This window comes from Lentzea sokolovensis, assembly GCF_033949975.1.
GTDB lineage: Bacteria > Actinomycetota > Actinomycetes > Mycobacteriales > Pseudonocardiaceae > Lentzea > Lentzea sokolovensis.
On the sequence record NZ_JAXAVU010000004.1, the window covers coordinates 783,217 to 801,632 of the forward strand.

Below are 18,416 nucleotides of genomic sequence, written 5' to 3' on the forward strand. Positions count from 1 at the left end.
ACCCCGTGAGCAATGTCGAGGCCGAGCCCGCAGAAGTGACGTGCACCTCCTCCCCCGGCGACGTGGAAGTCCTGACCCCGCGCGACGTCCCCCTGGGCGGCCCGCGAGCGATGTCGGTCCGCCGGACGCTCCCCCAGAAACAACGGTCGCTGATCGGCGCGTGGTGCTTCTGCGATCACTACGGCCCGGACGACGTCAGCATGGATGTGGCCCCGCATCCCCACACGGGCCTGCAGACCGTCAGCTGGCTGTTCACCGGCGAGATCGAGCACCGCGACAGCCACGGCGTCCACGCCTTCGTACGCCCCGGCGAACTCAACCTGATGACCGGCGGCCGCGGCATCGCGCACTCCGAGGTGTCCACCGCCGCGTCCTCCGTGCTCCACGGCGTGCAGCTCTGGCTGGCCCTGCCCGACGCCCACCGCGACGCGCCACGCGACTTCCAGCACTACGTCCCACTGACCGTTGCCGCTGATGGTGCCGCTGTGCGCGTGTTCCTCGGCTCGCTGGCCGGGTCGACGTCGCCGGTGCGCACCTTCACCCCGTTGCTCGGCGCCGAGATCGTGCTGCCCGCCGGTGCGTCGCTGACGTTGGACGTGGCGCCGTCGTTCGAGCACGGCGTCCTGCTCGACACCGGTGACGTGACGCTGGGTGCGACCGCGCTGTCTCCCGGGGCGCTCGGGTACGTCGGCACCGGCCGGTCGACGCTGACTCTCTCGTCGGTTGACGGTGCGCGGGTCGTGCTGCTGGGCGGGGAGCCGTTCGGCGAGGAGATCGTCATGTGGTGGAACTTCGTCGGGCGCACGCACGACGAGATCGCCGGGTTCCGGGAGGAGTGGCAGGCGGAGGCGGACCGGTTCGGGCGGGTCGAGGGCTATCCCGGTGATCGCCTGCCGGCGCCGCCGCTGCCGGGTGGGCGGTTGCGGCCGCGCGGCAACCCGGCATGACCGCCACCGACGACGACGCGCGGCAGGCCGCCGTGACCGCACTGGTCCGGCTGGCCGCCAGTCCTCACCATCGGGACAGGGCCGACGCGGGCCGCGGTCTCGCGAGTCTCGCCGACGTGTCCGCGGCCCGCCCGGTGCTGCTGAAGCTGGTGCTCGACCCCGCGGACACGTTCGTCACCCAGGAGACGGCCGAGGCGCTGTTCCGCCGTGGCGACGCTCTGGGGTTCGCCGTCGTGAGCGCCGCAGTCACGGCCGCCGACGACGAGCAGGCCGACCACCTCGACGCCGCTCTGCACGCTGTGCTCGGCGTGTTCGAGCGCGAACGGGACGCCGCTGTGCGGATCTTTCGCGAGCTGACGCAGGACCCGGCCCAGCCCGCCGAGGTGCGGGACGGAGCGGCGTCGCTCGTCGCCGACCTCACCGCCCTGCGGCCATCACTTTCCGTGCTGAATTAACTACGGAAAGCACTTCCACATTTAAGTCGAATTAAGGTAACGAGCTTCCCCGTCTCAGCATCCGGGCCTTCCCATACCGCATCCAGCGCGTCCCAACTGGTGATTTCTTCCACAGATGACCGAACCCCACCAGCGCAAAGAACACAAACCCGCAGGTCAGAACAGTCAAACAAGCTCGTCTCACCTGGTGAGCCGAGCCGGTTGTCAAAAGTCATACTTCGGGACCATTGAAAATCACGTTCTGATCGCTTTTCCTGATTGAGGCATCCACGGAGGCTGCTGTACGTCTTAGGGGGCATGACGAACGTGACACGAGTGGGCGCCGAGTCCGTCTTCGCCTTCATCGCCCCCTCCGGGCGCCCCTTGCCCGTCGAGGTCGAGCTGGGCTACCGCGCCGACGACCCGCACGCCGTGACCATGACGTTCCGCATGGGACGCCAGGAGACCGTGTGGCTCGTGAGCCGCGACCTGCTCGCCGACGGACTGATCACCACCAGTGGTGCCGGCGACGTGACGCTGCGCCCCCACAACTCCACGACGGCCGTTCTCGAGCTGCGGTCCGACGTGTCGCACGCGGTGTTCCACGTGCAGTCGTCGGAGATGCAGGAGTTCCTGAACTCCACCTACGACGTGGTCGCCCCCGGTCACGAGAACGACCACGTCGACTTCGAGGCCGAGCTCCGCAAGCTGCTCGACCCGACCAGCTGACGCCGTTGCGGATCGCGGTCGCGTAGGCCGCCGCGGTGCCTTGGGCCACGCACGCCTTCATGTCGTCGTAGAGCCACATGAAGCCGCCGGTGATGCCGGCCGAACAGCCGGAACCGTGTCTACTCCACAGGCCCGGGTCCACCGTCATGCCGAGGACGCGGTTCCAGGTCGCCGGGTTGTTGCCCGCGGCTCTCCCCCACCATGGCGAGCCGCTCAAGAGCGCGTTTTCACCCGAACGAGCCCGTGGCATGGAGTCGTTCCAACCCATACGTTCGAGGTCGTGACCGTGACGACTTCCACCGCGTACAGCAGGGACATGGGCGACGAACTGCGCCGGCTCAGGCAGAGGTTCACCGGCTTGAGGGGCCGCGCGATGGCGCTGCAGCTCGGCTGGGATCCGAGCAAGGTCTCCAACCTCGAGCACGGCAAGATCAAGGGCACCGACATCGACCTCGCGCAGTACCTCACCGTGTGCGGCAAGGACATCGACTACTTCGAGGACTTCCTCCGCCGCTACCACAACGCCTTCGACCCGTACCTCGCGCAGGCGCCGGACAGCCTGCGCACCCTGGAGATGACGGAGGCGATGGCCACCGGCATCACCGCCTACGACGTCCTGACCGTCAACAGCCTGCTGCGGACGCCGAAGTACGCGCGTGCCGTGCAGGCCGCGACCGGACAGCCGATCGAAGACCTCGACCGGCAGGCGGTCATGCGCCGTCCCAATGGCCCCAAGTGCGTCTTCTACCTGCACGAGCTGGCGTTGCGGATGCGGCTCGGCGACGACCAGGTGATGGAGGAGCAGTTCGTGTGGCTGCTGGCGAACTCCTCCGTCGTCCGCATCGTGCCCGAGGAAGCGGCGTCTGCCGCGTTCCAGTCGGCGTGCACGCTGTTCGAGTTCGAGAAGGCCTCGCCGCTCGTCCACGTGGAATCCGGCCTGGCCAGGGTCTTCGCCCAGGGCGAGGCGGCCGTCGAGCGGAGCCGGAAGCTCTTCGACCTGCTCGAAGACGTCGCCCTGGACGAGAACCAGTCACGGCGCAAGCTCGCGGAGTACCGCGGGCCCACACCGCTGCGTGCCCTGGTCAAGACTCAGTAGCCGTACACCAGGTCGAACGCGAGCTGCGGGTCGAACTTGCCCGCGTCGACACCCGGCGCCTTGCCGCAGCGCCCGTCCGAGTCGCCGGGAACCTTGACCCACAACAACATCTCCGCGCCGCCACCGGTGCGGGCGGGCGTGCCGAGCTTGCGCCCGCCGGGGTTGCACCACTCGCCGTTGTGGCCGTTGCCGTTGCGGCTGGTGTCGATCACATAGGGCTTGGTGTAGCCGGGAAGCGCGCCGCTGACCGAGTTGCCGTACTCCGTCGAGGCCGCGGTGGCGTGGTAGTTGGACACGTTGATCGAGAAGCCGCGCACGTTCCGCACGCCCGCCGAGTCCAGCCGGGTGGCCATCGTCGCGGCCGGCACCCACTGCGCGTTGCCGGCGTCGAGGTAGGCCCACGTGTTGGGCGCCTTGGCCTTGAACTGCTCGGTGGCGTATTTGATCATCGCCGTCCGCTCGGCGATCTTCGCGCCGTCCATGCAGTTGAAGTCCGCCAGCGAGTCCGGCTCGATCACGACCACGGCCGGGCGCGTGCCGATGGCCGAGGCGAAGGAGGAGATCCAGGTCCGGTAGGCCTCCGGCGAACCGGCGCCGCCGCCGGAGTGGCCACCGCACGCGTCGCGGCCGGGGATGTTGTAGGCGACCAGGACGGGCAGCTTGGTGCCGGTCCTGTTCACGTAAGCCGACACCGAGGTCTTGATGTCGCCGCTCCAGGCACCGAACCAGCGGGCGATCGGCTTGGTCGAGATGTTCGCCTTGATCGCGGCCTGGCGGCCGTCGCCCGCGTGGTCGCGCACCCACACGGCGGGGTTGGAGTCAGGGTCGACGTAGAAGCCGTCGGTCATGCCGACGGGGCTGGCGGCGTGTGCGGCCGGGGCGGTCGCCACGACGGCCAGCAGGGCCAGCGCGAGTGCTCTGATCATGTCCAGCACACTCGCGCCCCGCGCTTAAGGCGTGGTTATTCGGCGGTGAACGTCCACTTCCCAGTCAGGAGTGGACAGTTCGTTGACGCACAAAACCACATCGGTGAACCATGCGGAAGTGACGTCGAGCCTCACCAAGCTGAGCAACGATCAGGTGCACGCCTACGCGGTGTACTGCGCGGCGGCGGAAGCCGTCCGGACGACCATGCTGCCGGTGGAGGTGCGGTCCGAACCACGCCGCTACCGCCTCAAGGTCGGCGGGCGGCTGGTGCAGGTGTTCGGCAAGCGCTCTGACGAGTGGCAGCTGTCCGACGCGTTGAAGCCGCTGGCGCCGGACACCGATGCCGTGGTGTTCGTCGACCTCGAAGGCGAACGTCCTGAGTTCTACCCGGTGCCCGCCGACTGGTTCCGCCAGGACGTCGAGAAGCGGTACACCGAGTACCTGGCGCGCGTCGGCACGCGTCCCAAGAACCCTGACAGCCGCCACTACGCGGTGCCCCCGTCCCACGTCGTGCGGTGGTGGGACAAGTGGGACGTGCTCAGCGGCTGAGGCCGGACTGAATCGGCAACAGCGGCGCGACGACACGAGCGAACGGCCCGCTCTGCACGACACCACCCTCAGGTCCAGCGAACGGCGCGGCGGGGTCCAGCGAGTCCGGCATCCGGGCCCACACGGCCCACCGCTCGTCCCACGCCTGGATCACGTCGAGTTGCCCGCCGGGAAGGAACCGGGCCAGGTGCACCCCTGCGACCTGCCCGGTGTTCCCGAGCAGCGGGAGCAGCCGGAAGCCGCCTTCCCGCCGCAACCTCTCGATCAGCTCCGCGCTGTCCATCTCATCTCGCCGCCAACTCCGTGCTCGTCCGATAGGACTCCACAGCAGCAACACGTTCATCAGCCGACCAGCCCAGCGGACCGGCGATCAGATCCGCCACCTCGCCCGCGACCGAAGCACCGAAGTCCAGGTGCTCCATCGCGATCCGCGTCCGCCGCGCCAGCACGTCCTCCAGCCCCAACGCGCCCTCGTGCGTCACGGCGTACACGATCTCCGCCGCCAGGTACCCCGCCACCGGCGTGGCCAGCGAGGAGTCCTGCGCGATCAACGCCAGCACGTCGGACACGGCCGAGCCGTACCGGCGCAGCAGACGCTCCACAGTGGACGTGGGCAGGCCGGACTCCGCAGCGACTCGAGCCCGGTCCGCCCACAGCTCTTGGTAACCGACGGCGCCGCACAACGGCAGCCGGGCGGTCAGAGAAGGCGCCACCGCACGCCCCAAACCAGAAACCGCGGCGTTCACGACGTCAGCGGCCATCACGCGATACGTCGTGTACTTGCCGCCGGCGATCACGAAGAACCCCGGCTCGGGCTCGGCGACGGCGTGCTCGCGAGAGAGCTTCGACGTGTCGCTGGAAGCCCCGGCGAGCAACGGCCGCAGACCCGCATACGTGCCAACGACGTCGTCCACGGTCAGCGGAGACCGCAGCACGGCGTTGACGTGGTCCAAGATGTAAGAGACGTCTTCGGAAGTAGCGGTGACGTCCTCAGGCGAACCGGAGTAAGGCGTGTCGGTGGTGCCGATGATCCAGTAGGCACCCCACGGGATCACGAACAGCACCGACTTCTCGGTCTGCGTGATCAGCCCGCCATCCAGCTGGATCTTCGACCGCTCCACCAGCACGTGCACGCCCTTGGACATCCGCACGTGGAACGGCGGGGTGCCCGGCGACATCGAGTTGAGCGAGTCGGTCCACACCCCGGTGGCGCTGATGACCCGGCGGGCCCGCACCACGTGCGTCACGCCGGACAGCTCATCGCGCACCGAAGCACCGGAAACCCGGCCGTCAACACGCAGAAGAGAAGTCACGCGAGCCCGCGACACCACCGTCGCACCGTGCTGGGCGGCCGTGCGGACCAGCGTCGACACCAGCCGGGCGTCGTCCATCTGCGCGTCGTAGTACCGAATGGCGCCCGCGAAGGCGTCAGAGTCCAGCGACGGACCCACAGCCGCCATCTTGCGGCGGGAGAGGTGCCGGTGCATCGGCACGGCCCCTGCGCCGCCGATCGAGTCGTACAACATCACGCCCGCGCCGACGTAGGCGCGTTCCCACTGCTTCTTCAACGGGAAGAGGAACGGCACCGGCCGCACCAGGTGCGGTGCGAGCCGGCGCAGCAACAGGCCGCGTTCCTTCAGAGCTTCCCGGACCAGCTTGAACTCCAGCTGCTCCAGGTACCGCAGCCCGCCGTGGACGAGCTTGCTGGACCGGCTCGACGTGCCCGCCGCCCAGTCGTCGGCCTCGACCAGCGCGACGGAGAGGCCGCGGGACGCCGCATCGAGCGCAGCTCCCGCACCGACCACACCACCTCCGACGACGAGGACGTCGAACTCCGTGCTGCCCAACGTCTCCAGAGACCGAGCACGCCGAGCCGGATCCAGCCTTGCGAACAACTTCTTCAGCTCCTAAAGAAAGAAGTCAGCGAACGTCGGCGTCGACCCAGTCGAACGACTTGGTGACGGCCTTCTTCCAGTTGCGGTACTCGCGCTCGCGCTCGTCGGAGTCGAGTTCCGGCGTCCAGCGCTTGTCCTCGGCCCAGTTGGCGCGCAGCTCGTCGAGCCCCGACCAGTAGCCGACGGCCAGACCGGCGGCGTACGCGGCACCGAGAGCGGTCGTCTCGGCGACGACGGGACGCACCACCGGCACGTCCAGAACGTCGGCCTGGAACTGCATCAGCAGCTCGTTGGCGACCATGCCGCCGTCGACCTTCAGCTCGGTCAGCGGCACTCCGGAGTCGGCGTTCATCGCGTCCAGCACCTCGCGGGTCTGGAACGCCGTCGCCTCCAGCACGGCCCGCGCCAGGTGACCCTTGTTCACGAACCGGGTCAGACCGACGACCGCGCCACGCGCGTCCGCCCGCCAGTACGGCGCGAACAGACCGGAGAACGCCGGCACGAAGTACGCGCCACCGTTGTCCTCCACCGTCTTCGCCAGCGTCTCGATCTCCGCGGCGGAGCCGATGATGCCGAGGTTGTCGCGCAGCCACTGCACCAGCGAACCGGTGACGGCGATGGAGCCTTCCAGCGCGTAGACGGGAGCCTCGTCGCCGATCTTGTAGCAGACGGTCGTGAGCAGACCGTTCTTCGAGGCGACCTTCTCGGTACCGGTGTTGAGCAACATGAAGTTGCCGGTGCCGTAGGTGTTCTTCGCGGTGCCCGGCTCGTAGCAGACCTGGCCGAACGTCGCGGCCTGCTGGTCGCCGAGGATGCCCGCGATCGGCACGCCCTTCAGCACACCGCCGGGGCCGCCGGTGCCGTAGACCTCGGAGGAGGAACGGATCTCCGGCAGCATGGACAGCGGGATGCCCATGTCGGAGGCGATCTCCGCGTCCCACTGCAGCGTGTCGAGGTCCATCAGCATGGTCCGCGACGCGTTGGTGACGTCCGTGGCGTGCACGCCGCCGTTGGGGCCGCCGGTGAGGTTCCACAGCGTCCACGTGTCGGTGTTGCCGAACAGCAGGTCGCCGGCCTCGGCACGCTCACGGGCGCCCTCGACGTTGTCGAGGATCCAGCGGATCTTGGGGCCGGAGAAGTAGGTCGCCAGCGGCAGGCCGACCTTCGCCTTGTAGCGGTCGGCGCCGCCGCCGAGAGCGCCGAGCTCCTCGACGATGGCCTGGGTGCGGGTGTCCTGCCAGACGATCGCGTTGTAGACCGGCTCGCCGGTGTTCTTGTCCCACACCACCGCGGTCTCGCGCTGGTTGGTGATGCCCACGGCGGCGAGGTCACCGGTGTTGAGGTCGGCCGTGGAGAGCGCCTGGCCGATCACGAACCGGGTGTTCTCGGAGATCTCCACCGGGTTGTGCTCGACCCAGCCGGCGCGCGGGAAGATCTGCTCGTGCTCCTTCTGGCCCACGGCGACGATGGAGCCGCTGTGGTCGAAGATGATCGCCCGCGTGCTGGTCGTGCCCTGGTCGACGGCGAGAACGTACTGCGACATCGAAGAAGTCCTTTCCGGATGGTCAGCGTCAGAACGCGAGCGAGGCGATCACACCGGCGAGCGCGCCACCGATGAGCGGGCCGACGACCGGCACCCAGGAGTAGCTCCAGTCGGAGTCCTTCTTGCCTACGGCCTCGCCGTCAGTGCCCTTGTAGGACAACGGAAGCAGCGCGTGCGCGATGCGCGGGCCGAGGTCGCGGGCCGGGTTGATCGCGTAGCCGGTGGGGCCACCGAGAGAGGCACCGATACCGACGACCAGCAGTGCGGCGGCCAGCGGGCCGATCTGGGTCGGCGTCTTGCCGAACGCGAGGATCACGAAGACCAGGACGAACGTGCCGATGATCTCGCACACGAGGTTCCAGGCGTAGCTGCGGATCGCCGGGCCGGTCGAGAAGACGGCGAGTTTGAGGCCCTCGTCGGGGGTCTCGTCGAAGTGCGGCTTGTAGGCGAGCCAGGCGAGCACGGCACCGAGGAACGCACCGAGGATCTCGCCCGCGAAGTAGATGATCGTCGAGCCGAAGCTGACCGGAACACCAGGGGCGTACTCGGCCGCACCGCTGGTGAGAATGCCCACCGTCACCGCGGGGTTGAGGTGCGCGCCCGACTTGTAGGCGACGTACACACCGGCGAAGACACCGAGGCCCCAGCCGAAGTTGATCAACAGCCAACCGCCGTCGAAACCCTTCGACTTGGCGAGCAGCACGTTGGCCACCACGCCCGCACCCAGCAACAGCAGGACGCCCGTACCGAGCACCTCGCTGAGGAACACTGACCCGAGACCCACGCTGGCCTCCCATTCGTCTTTGAACGGCTGATCACCACGTGGTGATTGAGGCGGAACGTATGACCGCCTGAACGGCTGTTCAACAGGCGCGGTTCGACAATGTCGACACCTGCGACCCCCGAAGGTGTGACCGACCGGTCACGCTGCGCGCAGACAAGGCGTTTCAGGCCCGTGTCCAGGCGTGATGGCCGCCCCAGCCGTTCGACATTGCCGACACGGGTCGTCTCAATTACGTTTCACGCGTGCCGGGACCCATTCAGTCGATCGAACGCGCCGCCGCCGTGCTGCGGCTGCTCGCGCGTGGCTCCGGCCATCACGGTCTCACGGAGATAGCCGACTCGCTGGGTCTCGCGCGGGGCACCGCGCACGGGATTCTTCGTACGCTGCAACGGGTCGAGTTCGTCGAACAGGACCAGGCGACGGGCCGCTACCGGCTCGGCGCGGCGCTCCTACACCTGGGAACGTCCTACCTCGACGCGAACGAGCTGCGTTCTCGATCGATCAACTGGGCCGACACGCTCGCCTCGCGGTCGGGCCAGGAGGTCAGGATCGGCATGCACCACGACGGCGCCGTGCTCGTCGTGCACCACGTGTTCCGGCCTGATGACTCTGTGCAAACACTCGGCATCGGCGCGATGCTGCCTTTGCACGCCACCGCGCTCGGCAAGGTCCTGCTGGCCTACGACCCGGACCTGTCTGCGGCCGCACGCCGGCGGGAGCTGACGTCGTTGACGCGCAGGACGATCACGCGCACGCAGATGCTGGAGCGCGTGCTGACCGAGGTGCGCGGGCAGGGCTGGGCCGGCGAGGCCGAGGAGTACATGCCGGGTGAGGCGAGCATCGCCGCGCCCATCCGCATCCCGGGCGGCCTCGTGATCGGCGCGATCGGCATCTCCGGTGCTGCGGACCGGCTGTGCGACTCCGCGGGCCGTCCGCGTGCGACGCTGGTGCGTCAGGTCGTGCAGGCCGCGGAATCCGTCACCACTTCGCTTGTCGACGAGAACTGAAGGGCTCGCCGTGCAACGGTTCGTAATGGCGATCGACCAGGGGACGACGTCGACGCGCTGCATCGTGTTCGACCAGAACGCCCGCCTCGTCGCGGTCGCCCAGCGCGAGCACCGCCAGTACCACCCGCGGCCCGGCTGGGTCGAGCAGGACGCCGTGGAGATCTGGCGCAACGTCGACCGGATCGTGCCGCAGGCGTTGCGGCAGGCGGGGATCACCGCCGACCAGGTCGTCGCGATGGGCATCACGAACCAGCGCGAGACGTTCGTGCTGTGGGACCGGCACACGGGTGTCCCGATGGGACGCGCGATCGTCTGGGAGGACATCCGGACCGAGGACCTCGTCACCGAACTCGGGAAGAAGCCGGGCCTCGAGGAGGTCCGCGACCGCTGCGGGTTGCCGTTGGCGACCTACTTCTCGGCGCCGTCGCTGCGGTGGATGCTCGACAACGTGGCCGGGCTGCGCGCGAAGGCCGAACGCGGCGACGTCCTGTTCGGCACCATGGACACCTGGCTCATCTGGAACCTCACCGGTGGCGTCAACGGTGGCCTGCACGTCACGGACGTCACCAACGCGTCGCGGACGATGCTGATGAACCTCTCGACGCGGCAATGGGATCCGATGCTGCTGGAGTTCTTCGGCGTGCCGCCGCAGATCCTGCCGGAGATCCGGCCGTCGACGGAGATCAGCGGTGTCACGACGCGCGTGGTGCCGGGCATCAAGATCACGGCGGCACTGGGCGACCAGCACGCGGCGCTGTTCGGGCAGACCTGTTTCGAGAAGGGCTCGATCAAGGGCACGTACGGCACCGGCGGATTCCTGTTGATGAACACGGGAAGCGAGCTGGTGCGCTCGAAGCACGGGCTGCTGACGACCATCGGCTACCAGATCGGCGGCGAGCCGGCGTACGCACTGGAGGGTTCGATCGCCGTCGCCGGGTCGCTGGTGCAGTGGTTCCGCGACAACCTCGGGCTGATCCACTCCGCGCCGGAGATCGAGACGCTGGCGCGCACGGTGAAGGACAACGGCGGCTGCTACATCGTGCCGGCGTTCTCCGGCTTGTTCGCGCCGCACTGGCTCTCGCAGGCGCGCGGGCTCGTCGTCGGGCTGACCTCGTACATCAACAAGGGCCACCTGGCGCGGGCCGTGCTGGAGGCGACGGGCTGGCAGACGCGGGAGGTCGTCGACGCGATGAACGCCGACCTCGGCGTGCCGACGCCGGTGCTGAAGGTGGACGGCGGGATGACCGCCGACCACCTGCTCATGCAGTTCATCTCGGACGTGCTGGACATCCCGGTGCAACGGCCGCTGGTCGCGGAGACGGTGTCACTGGGTGCCGCCTACGCCGCCGGGCTGGCCGCCGGGTACTGGCCGGACCTGGAGGGGCTGCGGCGCAACTGGCACCTGGCCGCCCGGTGGAACCCGGCGATGGACGCCCGGCACCGCGAGAACGAGTACGCGAACTGGAAGCGGGCCGTGGAACTCACGTTCGCCTGGGCCCGCTCCACTCCGTCCAATTAGGAACGCTGCTTGCGCACCCACGCGGCGACGTCGTCCGCGTCGATCGGCAACGAGTCCGAGAGGACGTCGGCGCCGGTCGACGTGACGACCAGGTCGTCCTCGATCCGCACGCCGATGCCACGCAGCTCCGGCGGCAGCGTCTCGTCGTTCGGGTGGAAGTACAGGCCGGGCTCGACGGTCAGCGCCATGCCGCGCTCCAGGATGCCCTGCTGGTAGGTCTCCTGGCGGGCGTCGGCGCAGTCGTGCACGTCGAGGCCGAGGAAGTGCCCGGTGCCGCAGACGATGTAGCGCCGGTGGTGCTGGCCGGACGGGTCGAGCGCCTTGTCGACGCTGACCGGCAGCAGGCCCCAGTCGTGCAGGCCCTCGGCGAGCACGCGCATGGCGGTGTGGTGGAAAGCGCTGTAGTCGTTGCCCGGCCGCACTTCCGCGAGCGCGGCGACGTGCGACTTCAGCACGAGGTCGTACACCTTGCGCTGCGGCTCGCTGAACTCGCCGCTCACCGGGAACGTGCGGGTGACGTCGGCGGTGTAGAGGGAGTTCATCTCGACGCCGGCGTCGAGCAGCAGCAGGTCGGAGTCGTTCACGCGGCCGTCGCAGCGCGTCCAGTGCAGCACCGGGGCGTGCGCGCCGGCGGCGACGATAGAGGTGTAGCCGGGGCCCTTGCCCTCGGTGCGCGCACGACGGTCGAACGTGCCCTGCAGCCAGCGCTCTCCCCCGCCGCGCACGGCCTGGCCGAGCTCCATGGCGACGTCGGCGAAGCCCTTGACGCTGGCGTCGACGGCCTGGCGGAGCTGGTCGATCTCCCAGTCGTCCTTGATCCGGCGCAGTTCGGAGAGGACGGTGCGCAGCTCGTCGCTGTGCGAGCCGGTCAGCGCGTCCAGCACCGGGTCGAGGCCCTTGGCGACGAGCGTCTCGGGGTGACGGCCGCGCAGGGCGTTCGCGAGGTCCTCGATCGGGCGGGCCGTGATGCCGAGCGCCGCGCCCCACTCCTTCGGGCCGGCGGCGGCGCCGATCCAGAACGGGCTGCGGTCGGCGTCGCCGAAGAAGTCGACGCTGTGGGTCTCCGACGGGACCGGCACGAACAGCGTGGCGTCGTCGTCGGTCAGCACCAGCACGGCGCCCTCGACCTGGCAGCCGGTCAGCCACACGAAGTCGCTGTCGGCGCGGAACTCGTGGAACGTGTCGTTGGACCGGACGTGCGCACGTCCGGCGGCCAGCGCGATCCGCTTGCCGGGCAGCGCCGCGGTGAGCCTGGCGCGGTGTGCGGCGGCCGCCTCTGCCGTGCCGTCCGGGAGGTCGACGGAGTTGTCCCACTCACCCCAGCCGTCGCGGATGTACGTGCGGAAACCGTCCGCGTCCACCAGTTTCGCCATGTCGCGGCGTGTCCGAGCCAATTCGGGTCCTTCCAGAGTTGTCCTTCCTCCCACCCTTCCTCCTGCCGGAGCGATCTCGCCAATCCCAGTTGGCCATAGCTTCACACTATGGAAGCGGCAGGTGTATCCCTCGATCGGCGGCAGGCCTCTACTTGTAAAGGAGGCATCCGCCATGATCACCCGAACCGTCCTCTGTCTCCTGGCCGCCGCCACGCTCACCGCCTGCGGCCAGCCACCATCACCCGGCACTGCCCAACCGGCGCCGAACACCGAGGTCACGGCCACGTCGACCACCGAGGCCGCCACCGCAGCTCCGCCCGAGACCACGACGACCCCGCCACCGAAACCTCCGCCACCACCGCCCCGCACCACGACGAAGCCACCCCCTCCGCCGCCGAAACCCCCGGACCGCTGGGTGCTCACCTCCGAACTGCGCGGATCCATCGAGCAGCAGACCGGGATTCCGTTCAAGTTGTCCTGGAACACCATCTCGGGCCAGCTCACGGAAGCCTGTCCCGGCAAGAAGCTGTGCGTCGGATACACCCTGGTGGTCGACGGGTCCACGGACACCGAGGGCGACTGCAAGGTCGTCCGGGGAGGTATCAAGGTGCCCGTCCCCCTGCACGAGGGCGGCAAGATCACGTTCAGGATCACCAACGACCTGTGCTCCGAGGGCTGACCCGTGCGCCCGGCCGCCGCCAGGCCGAAGGACGAGGCGCCGTCGAAGGGGCTGCGGGTCTTCGGTTCCCTGCTCGCGCCGACCACCTTGCTGACCGCGCTGCTGTTCTACTTCGGCACCCGGCACGCGACCTTCTTCTGCGATTGGTTCGGCGTGCACTACTCCGTGCTCGGCCTGACCGCGCCGGACTACCTGATCCGCAGCTCGGACGGCATGTTCGTGCCGCTGACGGTGCTGGCGGCCGGAGGGCTCGCGGCGTTGTGGGGCTACCGCTTCCTGCACTCGGCGCTGGCACCGAGGACGTGGCGCGTCCTGACCCGGCGCGCCGTTCCGGTGCTGGTGTCGCTGGGTCTCGTGTTCCTGCTGCTCGGGCTCAGCGGCCTCGCGGTGCCCCGGCTGCTCTACGCCGTGCCCGGTCTTCCCGGGGTGTGCGTGGCGCTGGGCGTGATCCTGTTCCCGGTGGCGGAGCACCTGCAGACGACGCTGTCCGGCAAGCGCGTCGCCGGCGTCGTGCCGGTGATCCAGTGGACGTTCACGTTCGTGCTCGCGAGCATCGGCCTGTTCTGGGCGGTCAACGACTACTCGGCGGCCGTCGGGGCGGCGAGGGGCTACGAGTACCAGACGAGGCTCGGCACCCTGCCCCAGGCGGTCGTGTTCAGCACCAAGGACATCGGGATCCGCGGGCCGGGCGTCACCACGACCGCGTGCACCGCCACGGACTCGGCGTACAGGTTCCGCTATGACGGGCTGGTCATGGTTCTGCAGTCGGCCAGTCAGAGCCTCCTGCTGCCGAAAGAGTGGAACCAGCGCGACGGAGTGGCCCTCGTGCTGCCCCGCTCCGGGGACACCCGCCTGGAGTTCTCGCGGCCGGAAGCCGAGCGCGACCGCTCCTGCTGATCGCGCGTATAGCCTGGCCCTATGGAACTGGAGATCCGGCACCTGAGGGCGATCTGCGCCATCGGTGACGCGGGCAGTCTCTCCCGCGCGGCGACGCAGCTCGGCATCTCTCAGCCGTCGCTCACCACCCTGCTGCAACGGGTCGAGCGCATGGTCGGCGGCACGCTCTTCGACCGCGGCCGCTCCGGCGCCGCGCCCACGCCACTGGGCGCGCAGATGCTGCAACGCGCCAGGTTGCTGCTGGTGGAGCTGGAGGCGTTCGGCTCGGACACGGCCGGTCGCGGCGGACCCGTCCGGTTCGGGTCGGTGCACATGGAGTGCGTGGCCGCCCTCTACTCGCGGCTGGAAGAGGTGCTGGACGACGTCACGCTGGTGGTCGATCCCTCGTCGACGGGCCTCGCGCTGGCGCTCGCGAACGGGCACCTGGACGCGGCGGTGATCGCCGTCGACGAGGAGGGTGACCTGGGGTTGCCGCGCGGGGTGGCGCAACGGGTCGTCGTGCCGTGGGTGCCGGTGTACATCGCCGTTCCCGCAGGTCATCGACTGGCCGAGTGCACCGAGGTGGAGCTCGCCGACCTGGCCGGCGAGGCGTGGATCGGGCCGCCGGGCGCCGAGGACGGGTCGCTGACGGCGTTGCGCGCGGCCTGCCGGGCGGCGGGGTTCGTGCCGCGGGTCCGGTTCGAGGTGCCGAGCGGCGCGGGCCGTCAGCTGATCGCGGCGGGCAAGGCCGTGCAGCTGGTCGAGCCGACGTCACAGGGTGGCCCCGGGGTGGCGGTGCGGCCGCTGGCGGGGGCACCGATGCGGATGCGGCTGGTGTTCGCGTGGCGGCGGGAGCGGCTGACCTGGAGTCAGGCCAGCCGCGTGTTCGCCGAGGTGCTGGGCGCCTACTCGGATCAGGCGCTCGCGAGTCCGGTGTTCCGGCCCTGGTGGGAGGAGCGCGGCACGGCTCTCACTTCAGCGAACTGAGCCAGCCGTACCAGTCGGAGTCGTAGCGGTTGCCGATCACCCGCGTGAGGTGGTCGCGCGCACCCGCCCAGTCGCCGACGCGGTAGTCCGCCAGCACGGCCGCGACATCCGCCGGATGCTTCTCCACGAGGTACCTGACCGCCAGATAACCCCAGTTGTAGACCCGCTTGGTGTCGTGGTCGTAGGTCGTGTCGAACAGCGTGCTCAGCGCGTAGGTCTGCTTCTTCGCCTCGGCCAGCGCGTCGGTGTAGACCTCGGCGCGGTAGCTGTACGAGAGGTACTCGGCGAAGCCCTCGATCCACCACACGGTCGGCGTGGTCACGTTCTCCTCGAAGTCGCCGTGCATGTCGAACCGGCCGTCGAGGTAGTGGGTGTACTCGTGGTTGAGGTTCCAGATCGCGAACGCCGGCAGCCAGTCGGCCTCGTGCGCGATGAACCGCGCCTGGTTCAGCGCCGGGTCGCCTTCGAGGTACATGCCGCCGTTGTTGGTGGAGATGTCGAACAGCACCCCGGCGTACGTCCGGTAGTCGTTGCCGGTGTTGAAGACCACGACCTCCAGCGCCGTGTTCTGGTCACCGGCAACGGGTCCCGGATCGCGCACGACCCGGTGGAAGGCCGCGTCCTGACCGGCGAGCGACGCGCAGGTCTGGCGGAGCTGGGTGCGCGTCAGTTGCTGGGCGCGGATCTTCAGCGTGGCACTGCAGGTGTGCCGGACGGTGAGCACGCGGCGGTCGATCTTCGCGCGGAAGTCGCAGGTGTTGTAGCGGCGGCAGTTCGCCTTGTCGTACCAGTCGGCCATCTCCGCGACGCCCACCCACAGCGGGGCGAGGCGGCCGACGACGTCCCCGCGTGCCGCCATGTCCACGAGCAACGGACGTACGCGTGGCGCGATGTCGTTGTGCTGCAAGAACCTGCCCAGTTCGCGGGTCGCGTTCTGGACGAGGTACTGGCGGTCGGTGCCGAAGAGGTCCAGGTGCCCCACCACGAACCGGTGCAGCGCCCGCAACACCTCCGGGTCGGCCTTGACCGCCGTCAGGAACTCCGGGTAGCTGTGGCCGTAGTAGAGCAGGAGCATGCCGGCGTGCACGGCCGCGTCGTCCGCGCTGGTGTAGTTGTCGAGCACGCGGGTCAACGCGCGCAGTTCGGCCGGATAGTCCGTCGCGGCCGCGTAGATCGTCGACTCGGGCGCGGGGTGAAGGACGTTCCTGGTGGTCTCGGGCGGGAGCAGCGGGCTGTTCGGTGCGCCGGGTGCAGCGGCTTGGGCTGTGGCAGGGGCGAGCAGTCCGGCTAACAGCGCCAGGACGAGCGCGAGTGATCTCATGGGGTCCTCCGCAGGGGTCTGAGGTGTCCCAGAGCGTCACATCGCCCGTCGGCCCGCGATCATCCCTTTCGCTCATAGCGCGCTGCTATGGGTTGTCCCGACGTCTACTCCGGCTTCGTCGGCTCGGCGAACAGCAGGTGCCGCACGTGCGCCGGTCCCTTGGCCAGCGCGCGTGCGGTCTCCTGGTTCTGCTGGTCCACGACGGTGCCGCGTTCGACGTGCTGGCGCAGGTGTTCCTGCCAGGTCGCCACGGTGAAGGTCTCCAGGAACGTCTCGGGCTGCTCGGTGTCCCGGAACAGTCCCCACATCGTGGCGCCCGTCCTGCGCCGGGCCCTGCCGACGCGCTGCATGGCGTCGATGAACGCGTCCTCGTTCTCCTGCGCCACCGGCCACTCCACCGTGACCAGCACCGGGCCCGCGTCGGTGTCGGTGATCTCCGGCGGTTCCTCCCAGTAGGTCGCCGGGCTGACGTCGAGCGGCCGGTCGTGCAGCGGCAGCCACCTCGTGGCACCGACGGCCAGCACGACCATCGCCACCGCGGGCACGATCATGGCGACCTTGAGGCTGTACGCGTCCGCGATCACGCCCCACACGACCGCGCCGAGCGCCTGGCCGCCCATCAGGATCAGCTGGTAGTAGGCCAACGCCCGCGCACGCGTCCACGCCGGCAGCAGCACCTGCGCGAGCGCGTTGAACGTCGACAGCGTGGCGATCCAGCAGGCACCCGTCAGCAGCATCGCGACGATCACCACCACGAAGCTCTGCGTCAGCACCGCCGTGCTGGTCGCCGCCGCGTAGACGAACGTCGCGAGCAGCACCATCCGGTTCTTGCTCATGCGCTGCAACAACTTCGGCACCACGAACGCGCCGCCGATCGCCCCCGCGCCCACGCTGCCGAGCAACACGCCGTACCCGCTCGCGTCGAGTCGCAACGGCCCGCGGGCGATCGCCGGCAGCAGCGCCCACAACCCGCTGCCGAACACGATGAACAACGTCAGCCGCGTGAGCACGCGCCGGAACAACGGCGAACTCGCCACGTATCGCGCACCGGTTCGCATGGCGGTCGCGATGTGCTCGGTCCCGAGCGGCCGGTGGTCCGACGGCCGCTTCCACCGCGAGAGCACGATCAGCACGCCGAAGAAGCTCACCGTGTTGAACGCGAACGTCGCCTCCGACCCGGCCAGCGCGATCAGCAACCCGCCCAGCGCGGGCCCGATCGCACGCCCGACGTTCATGTTGACGCCGTTGAGCAGCGCGGCCTGCGGAATCTCCTCGCGCGACACCAGTTCCGGCTGAATGGCCTGGAACGACGGCATCGACAACGCCTGCCCGATCGCCATCAGCGCCAGCAACCCCAGGAGGCTGACCGGCGTCGCCTTGTCCGTGCCCGCCAAGACCATCAACCCGCCCGCGCCCGCCAGCATCAACGCCTGCCCGGAGATCAGCACCTGCCGCCGGTCCAGGATGTCCCCGAGCGCCCCGGACGGCACGACCAGCAGGAACACCGGCAGCGTCGTGGCAGTCTGGACGAGCGCGACCTGCAGGGCGCTGCCGCCCAGGTCGCCCATGAGCCACTGGGCGCCGACCGTCTGCGCCCACGTGCCGATGTTGGAGGCGAACTGGGCGAGCCACAACGCACGGAACGCGCTGCGGCGCAGGGGCGCCCACGGGGAGACAGTCACTGCCTGATCTTCACACCTGAGGGTGTGCCCTGCCGAGCACGCGGAGCCTGTCGGTCGCGGTGACTAGA

At 69.3% G+C, this 18,416-nt stretch carries 18 protein-coding genes; 10 read left to right on the top strand and 8 right to left on the bottom strand.

Going from position 1 to position 18,416, the window contains the following annotated elements; genetic code table 11:
* Nucleotides 1-5 precede the first annotated feature (5 nt).
* From SK854_RS09155 to SK854_RS09170, 4 genes are all read left to right on the top strand, one after another.
* Nucleotides 6-947, top strand: coding sequence for a pirin family protein (locus SK854_RS09155; RefSeq protein WP_319974571.1), 942 nt, complete (start codon nucleotides 6-8; stop codon nucleotides 945-947).
* Nucleotides 944-1,402 (top strand): hypothetical protein, encoded by a 459-nt coding sequence (locus SK854_RS09160; protein WP_319974572.1) that lies wholly within the window; start codon nucleotides 944-946, stop codon nucleotides 1,400-1,402. Before SK854_RS09155 ends, SK854_RS09160 begins: the two co-directional genes overlap by 4 nt.
* 297 nt (nucleotides 1,403-1,699) lie before the next feature.
* The gene (locus SK854_RS09165; protein ID WP_319974573.1) at nucleotides 1,700-2,110 is read left to right on the top strand and encodes an SsgA family sporulation/cell division regulator; all 411 of its coding nucleotides are present in this window, start codon (nucleotides 1,700-1,702) and stop codon (nucleotides 2,108-2,110) included.
* A 280-nt stretch (nucleotides 2,111-2,390) separates the two neighbouring features.
* Entirely contained in the window at nucleotides 2,391-3,206 is an 816-nt protein-coding gene (locus tag SK854_RS09170; protein ID WP_319974574.1) for a helix-turn-helix domain-containing protein, read from the top strand.
* Here the strand turns inward: SK854_RS09170 and SK854_RS09175 are convergent.
* Nucleotides 3,200-4,132: a glycoside hydrolase family 6 protein gene (locus tag SK854_RS09175; protein ID WP_319974575.1), complete on the bottom strand. Its 933-nt coding sequence runs from the start codon at nucleotides 4,130-4,132 to the stop codon at nucleotides 3,200-3,202. The two genes, SK854_RS09170 and SK854_RS09175, sit on opposite strands and share 7 nt — an antisense overlap.
* 118 nt (nucleotides 4,133-4,250) lie before the next feature.
* Between SK854_RS09175 and SK854_RS09180 the strand changes: the two genes are divergently transcribed.
* On the top strand, nucleotides 4,251-4,682 hold the full coding sequence (locus tag SK854_RS09180) for a hypothetical protein (protein WP_319974576.1): 432 nt from the start codon (nucleotides 4,251-4,253) through the stop codon (nucleotides 4,680-4,682).
* Here SK854_RS09180 and SK854_RS09185 read toward each other — a convergent pair.
* From SK854_RS09185 to SK854_RS09200, 4 genes are read right to left on the bottom strand one after another with little or no spacing between them, the layout of a single operon-like run.
* Entirely contained in the window at nucleotides 4,672-4,965 is a 294-nt protein-coding gene (locus SK854_RS09185) for a hypothetical protein (RefSeq protein ID WP_319974577.1), read from the bottom strand. The genes SK854_RS09180 and SK854_RS09185 overlap by 11 nt on opposite strands.
* 1 nt (nucleotide 4,966) lies before the next feature.
* Nucleotides 4,967-6,577 (bottom strand): glycerol-3-phosphate dehydrogenase/oxidase, encoded by a 1,611-nt coding sequence (locus SK854_RS09190; RefSeq protein ID WP_406601744.1) that lies wholly within the window; start codon nucleotides 6,575-6,577, stop codon nucleotides 4,967-4,969.
* Nucleotides 6,578-6,602: 25 nt separating this feature from the next.
* Complete coding sequence (gene glpK / locus SK854_RS09195; RefSeq protein WP_319974578.1) at nucleotides 6,603-8,120, bottom strand: glycerol kinase GlpK; 1,518 nt, start codon at nucleotides 8,118-8,120, stop codon at nucleotides 6,603-6,605.
* Nucleotides 8,121-8,148: 28 nt separating this feature from the next.
* Nucleotides 8,149-8,904, bottom strand: a complete 756-nt coding sequence (locus tag SK854_RS09200; RefSeq protein WP_319974579.1) for an MIP/aquaporin family protein — start codon at nucleotides 8,902-8,904, stop codon at nucleotides 8,149-8,151.
* A 242-nt stretch (nucleotides 8,905-9,146) separates the two neighbouring features.
* Between SK854_RS09200 and SK854_RS09205 the strand changes: the two genes are divergently transcribed.
* Together SK854_RS09205 and glpK (SK854_RS09210) are read left to right on the top strand one after the other, a co-directional pair.
* Complete coding sequence (locus SK854_RS09205) at nucleotides 9,147-9,911, top strand: IclR family transcriptional regulator (RefSeq protein WP_319974580.1); 765 nt, start codon at nucleotides 9,147-9,149, stop codon at nucleotides 9,909-9,911.
* A 25-nt stretch (nucleotides 9,912-9,936) separates the two neighbouring features.
* On the top strand, nucleotides 9,937-11,430 hold the full coding sequence (gene glpK, locus SK854_RS09210; protein WP_319974907.1) for a glycerol kinase GlpK: 1,494 nt from the start codon (nucleotides 9,937-9,939) through the stop codon (nucleotides 11,428-11,430).
* Here the strand turns inward: glpK (SK854_RS09210) and SK854_RS09215 are convergent.
* The gene (locus SK854_RS09215; RefSeq protein WP_319974908.1) at nucleotides 11,427-12,803 is read right to left on the bottom strand and encodes an aminopeptidase P family protein; all 1,377 of its coding nucleotides are present in this window, start codon (nucleotides 12,801-12,803) and stop codon (nucleotides 11,427-11,429) included. The genes glpK (SK854_RS09210) and SK854_RS09215 overlap by 4 nt on opposite strands.
* A 172-nt stretch (nucleotides 12,804-12,975) precedes the next feature.
* Here SK854_RS09215 and SK854_RS09220 point away from each other — a divergent pair, with 172 nt between their 5' ends.
* From SK854_RS09220 to SK854_RS09230, 3 genes are read left to right on the top strand one after another with little or no spacing between them, the layout of a single operon-like run.
* On the top strand, nucleotides 12,976-13,482 hold the full coding sequence (locus SK854_RS09220; RefSeq protein WP_319974581.1) for a hypothetical protein: 507 nt from the start codon (nucleotides 12,976-12,978) through the stop codon (nucleotides 13,480-13,482).
* 3 nt (nucleotides 13,483-13,485) lie between these two features.
* Entirely contained in the window at nucleotides 13,486-14,379 is an 894-nt protein-coding gene (locus SK854_RS09225) for a hypothetical protein (protein ID WP_319974582.1), read from the top strand.
* Nucleotides 14,380-14,400: 21 nt separating this feature from the next.
* Nucleotides 14,401-15,345, top strand: coding sequence for a LysR family transcriptional regulator (locus SK854_RS09230; RefSeq protein ID WP_319974583.1), 945 nt, complete (start codon nucleotides 14,401-14,403; stop codon nucleotides 15,343-15,345).
* On the opposite strand, the gene SK854_RS09235 is transcribed toward SK854_RS09230, so the two are convergent.
* Both SK854_RS09235 and SK854_RS09240 read right to left on the bottom strand, forming a co-directional pair.
* Entirely contained in the window at nucleotides 15,329-16,666 is a 1,338-nt protein-coding gene (locus tag SK854_RS09235) for a collagenase (RefSeq protein ID WP_319974584.1), read from the bottom strand. The genes SK854_RS09230 and SK854_RS09235 overlap by 17 nt on opposite strands.
* Nucleotides 16,667-16,770: 104 nt before the next feature.
* Nucleotides 16,771-18,348, bottom strand: a complete 1,578-nt coding sequence (locus tag SK854_RS09240) for an MFS transporter (protein WP_319974585.1) — start codon at nucleotides 18,346-18,348, stop codon at nucleotides 16,771-16,773.
* Nucleotides 18,349-18,416: the final 68 nt, after the last annotated feature.

Coding starts and splice junctions, on each gene's coding strand:
- SK854_RS09160 (WP_319974572.1), top strand. CDS start 944: ATGACCGCCACCGACGACGACGCGCGGCAGGCCGCCGTGACCGCACTG.
- SK854_RS09165 (WP_319974573.1), top strand. CDS start 1,700: ATGACGAACGTGACACGAGTGGGCGCCGAGTCCGTCTTCGCCTTCATC.
- SK854_RS09175 (WP_319974575.1), bottom strand. CDS start 4,132: ATGATCAGAGCACTCGCGCTGGCCCTGCTGGCCGTCGTGGCGACCGCC.
- SK854_RS09185 (WP_319974577.1), bottom strand. CDS start 4,965: ATGGACAGCGCGGAGCTGATCGAGAGGTTGCGGCGGGAAGGCGGCTTC.
- glpK (WP_319974578.1), bottom strand. CDS start 8,120: ATGTCGCAGTACGTTCTCGCCGTCGACCAGGGCACGACCAGCACGCGG.
- glpK (WP_319974907.1), top strand. CDS start 9,937: ATGGCGATCGACCAGGGGACGACGTCGACGCGCTGCATCGTGTTCGAC.
- SK854_RS09215 (WP_319974908.1), bottom strand. CDS start 12,803: ATGGCGAAACTGGTGGACGCGGACGGTTTCCGCACGTACATCCGCGAC.
- SK854_RS09220 (WP_319974581.1), top strand. CDS start 12,976: ATGATCACCCGAACCGTCCTCTGTCTCCTGGCCGCCGCCACGCTCACC.
- SK854_RS09230 (WP_319974583.1), top strand. CDS start 14,401: ATGGAACTGGAGATCCGGCACCTGAGGGCGATCTGCGCCATCGGTGAC.
- SK854_RS09235 (WP_319974584.1), bottom strand. CDS start 16,666: ATGAGATCACTCGCGCTCGTCCTGGCGCTGTTAGCCGGACTGCTCGCC.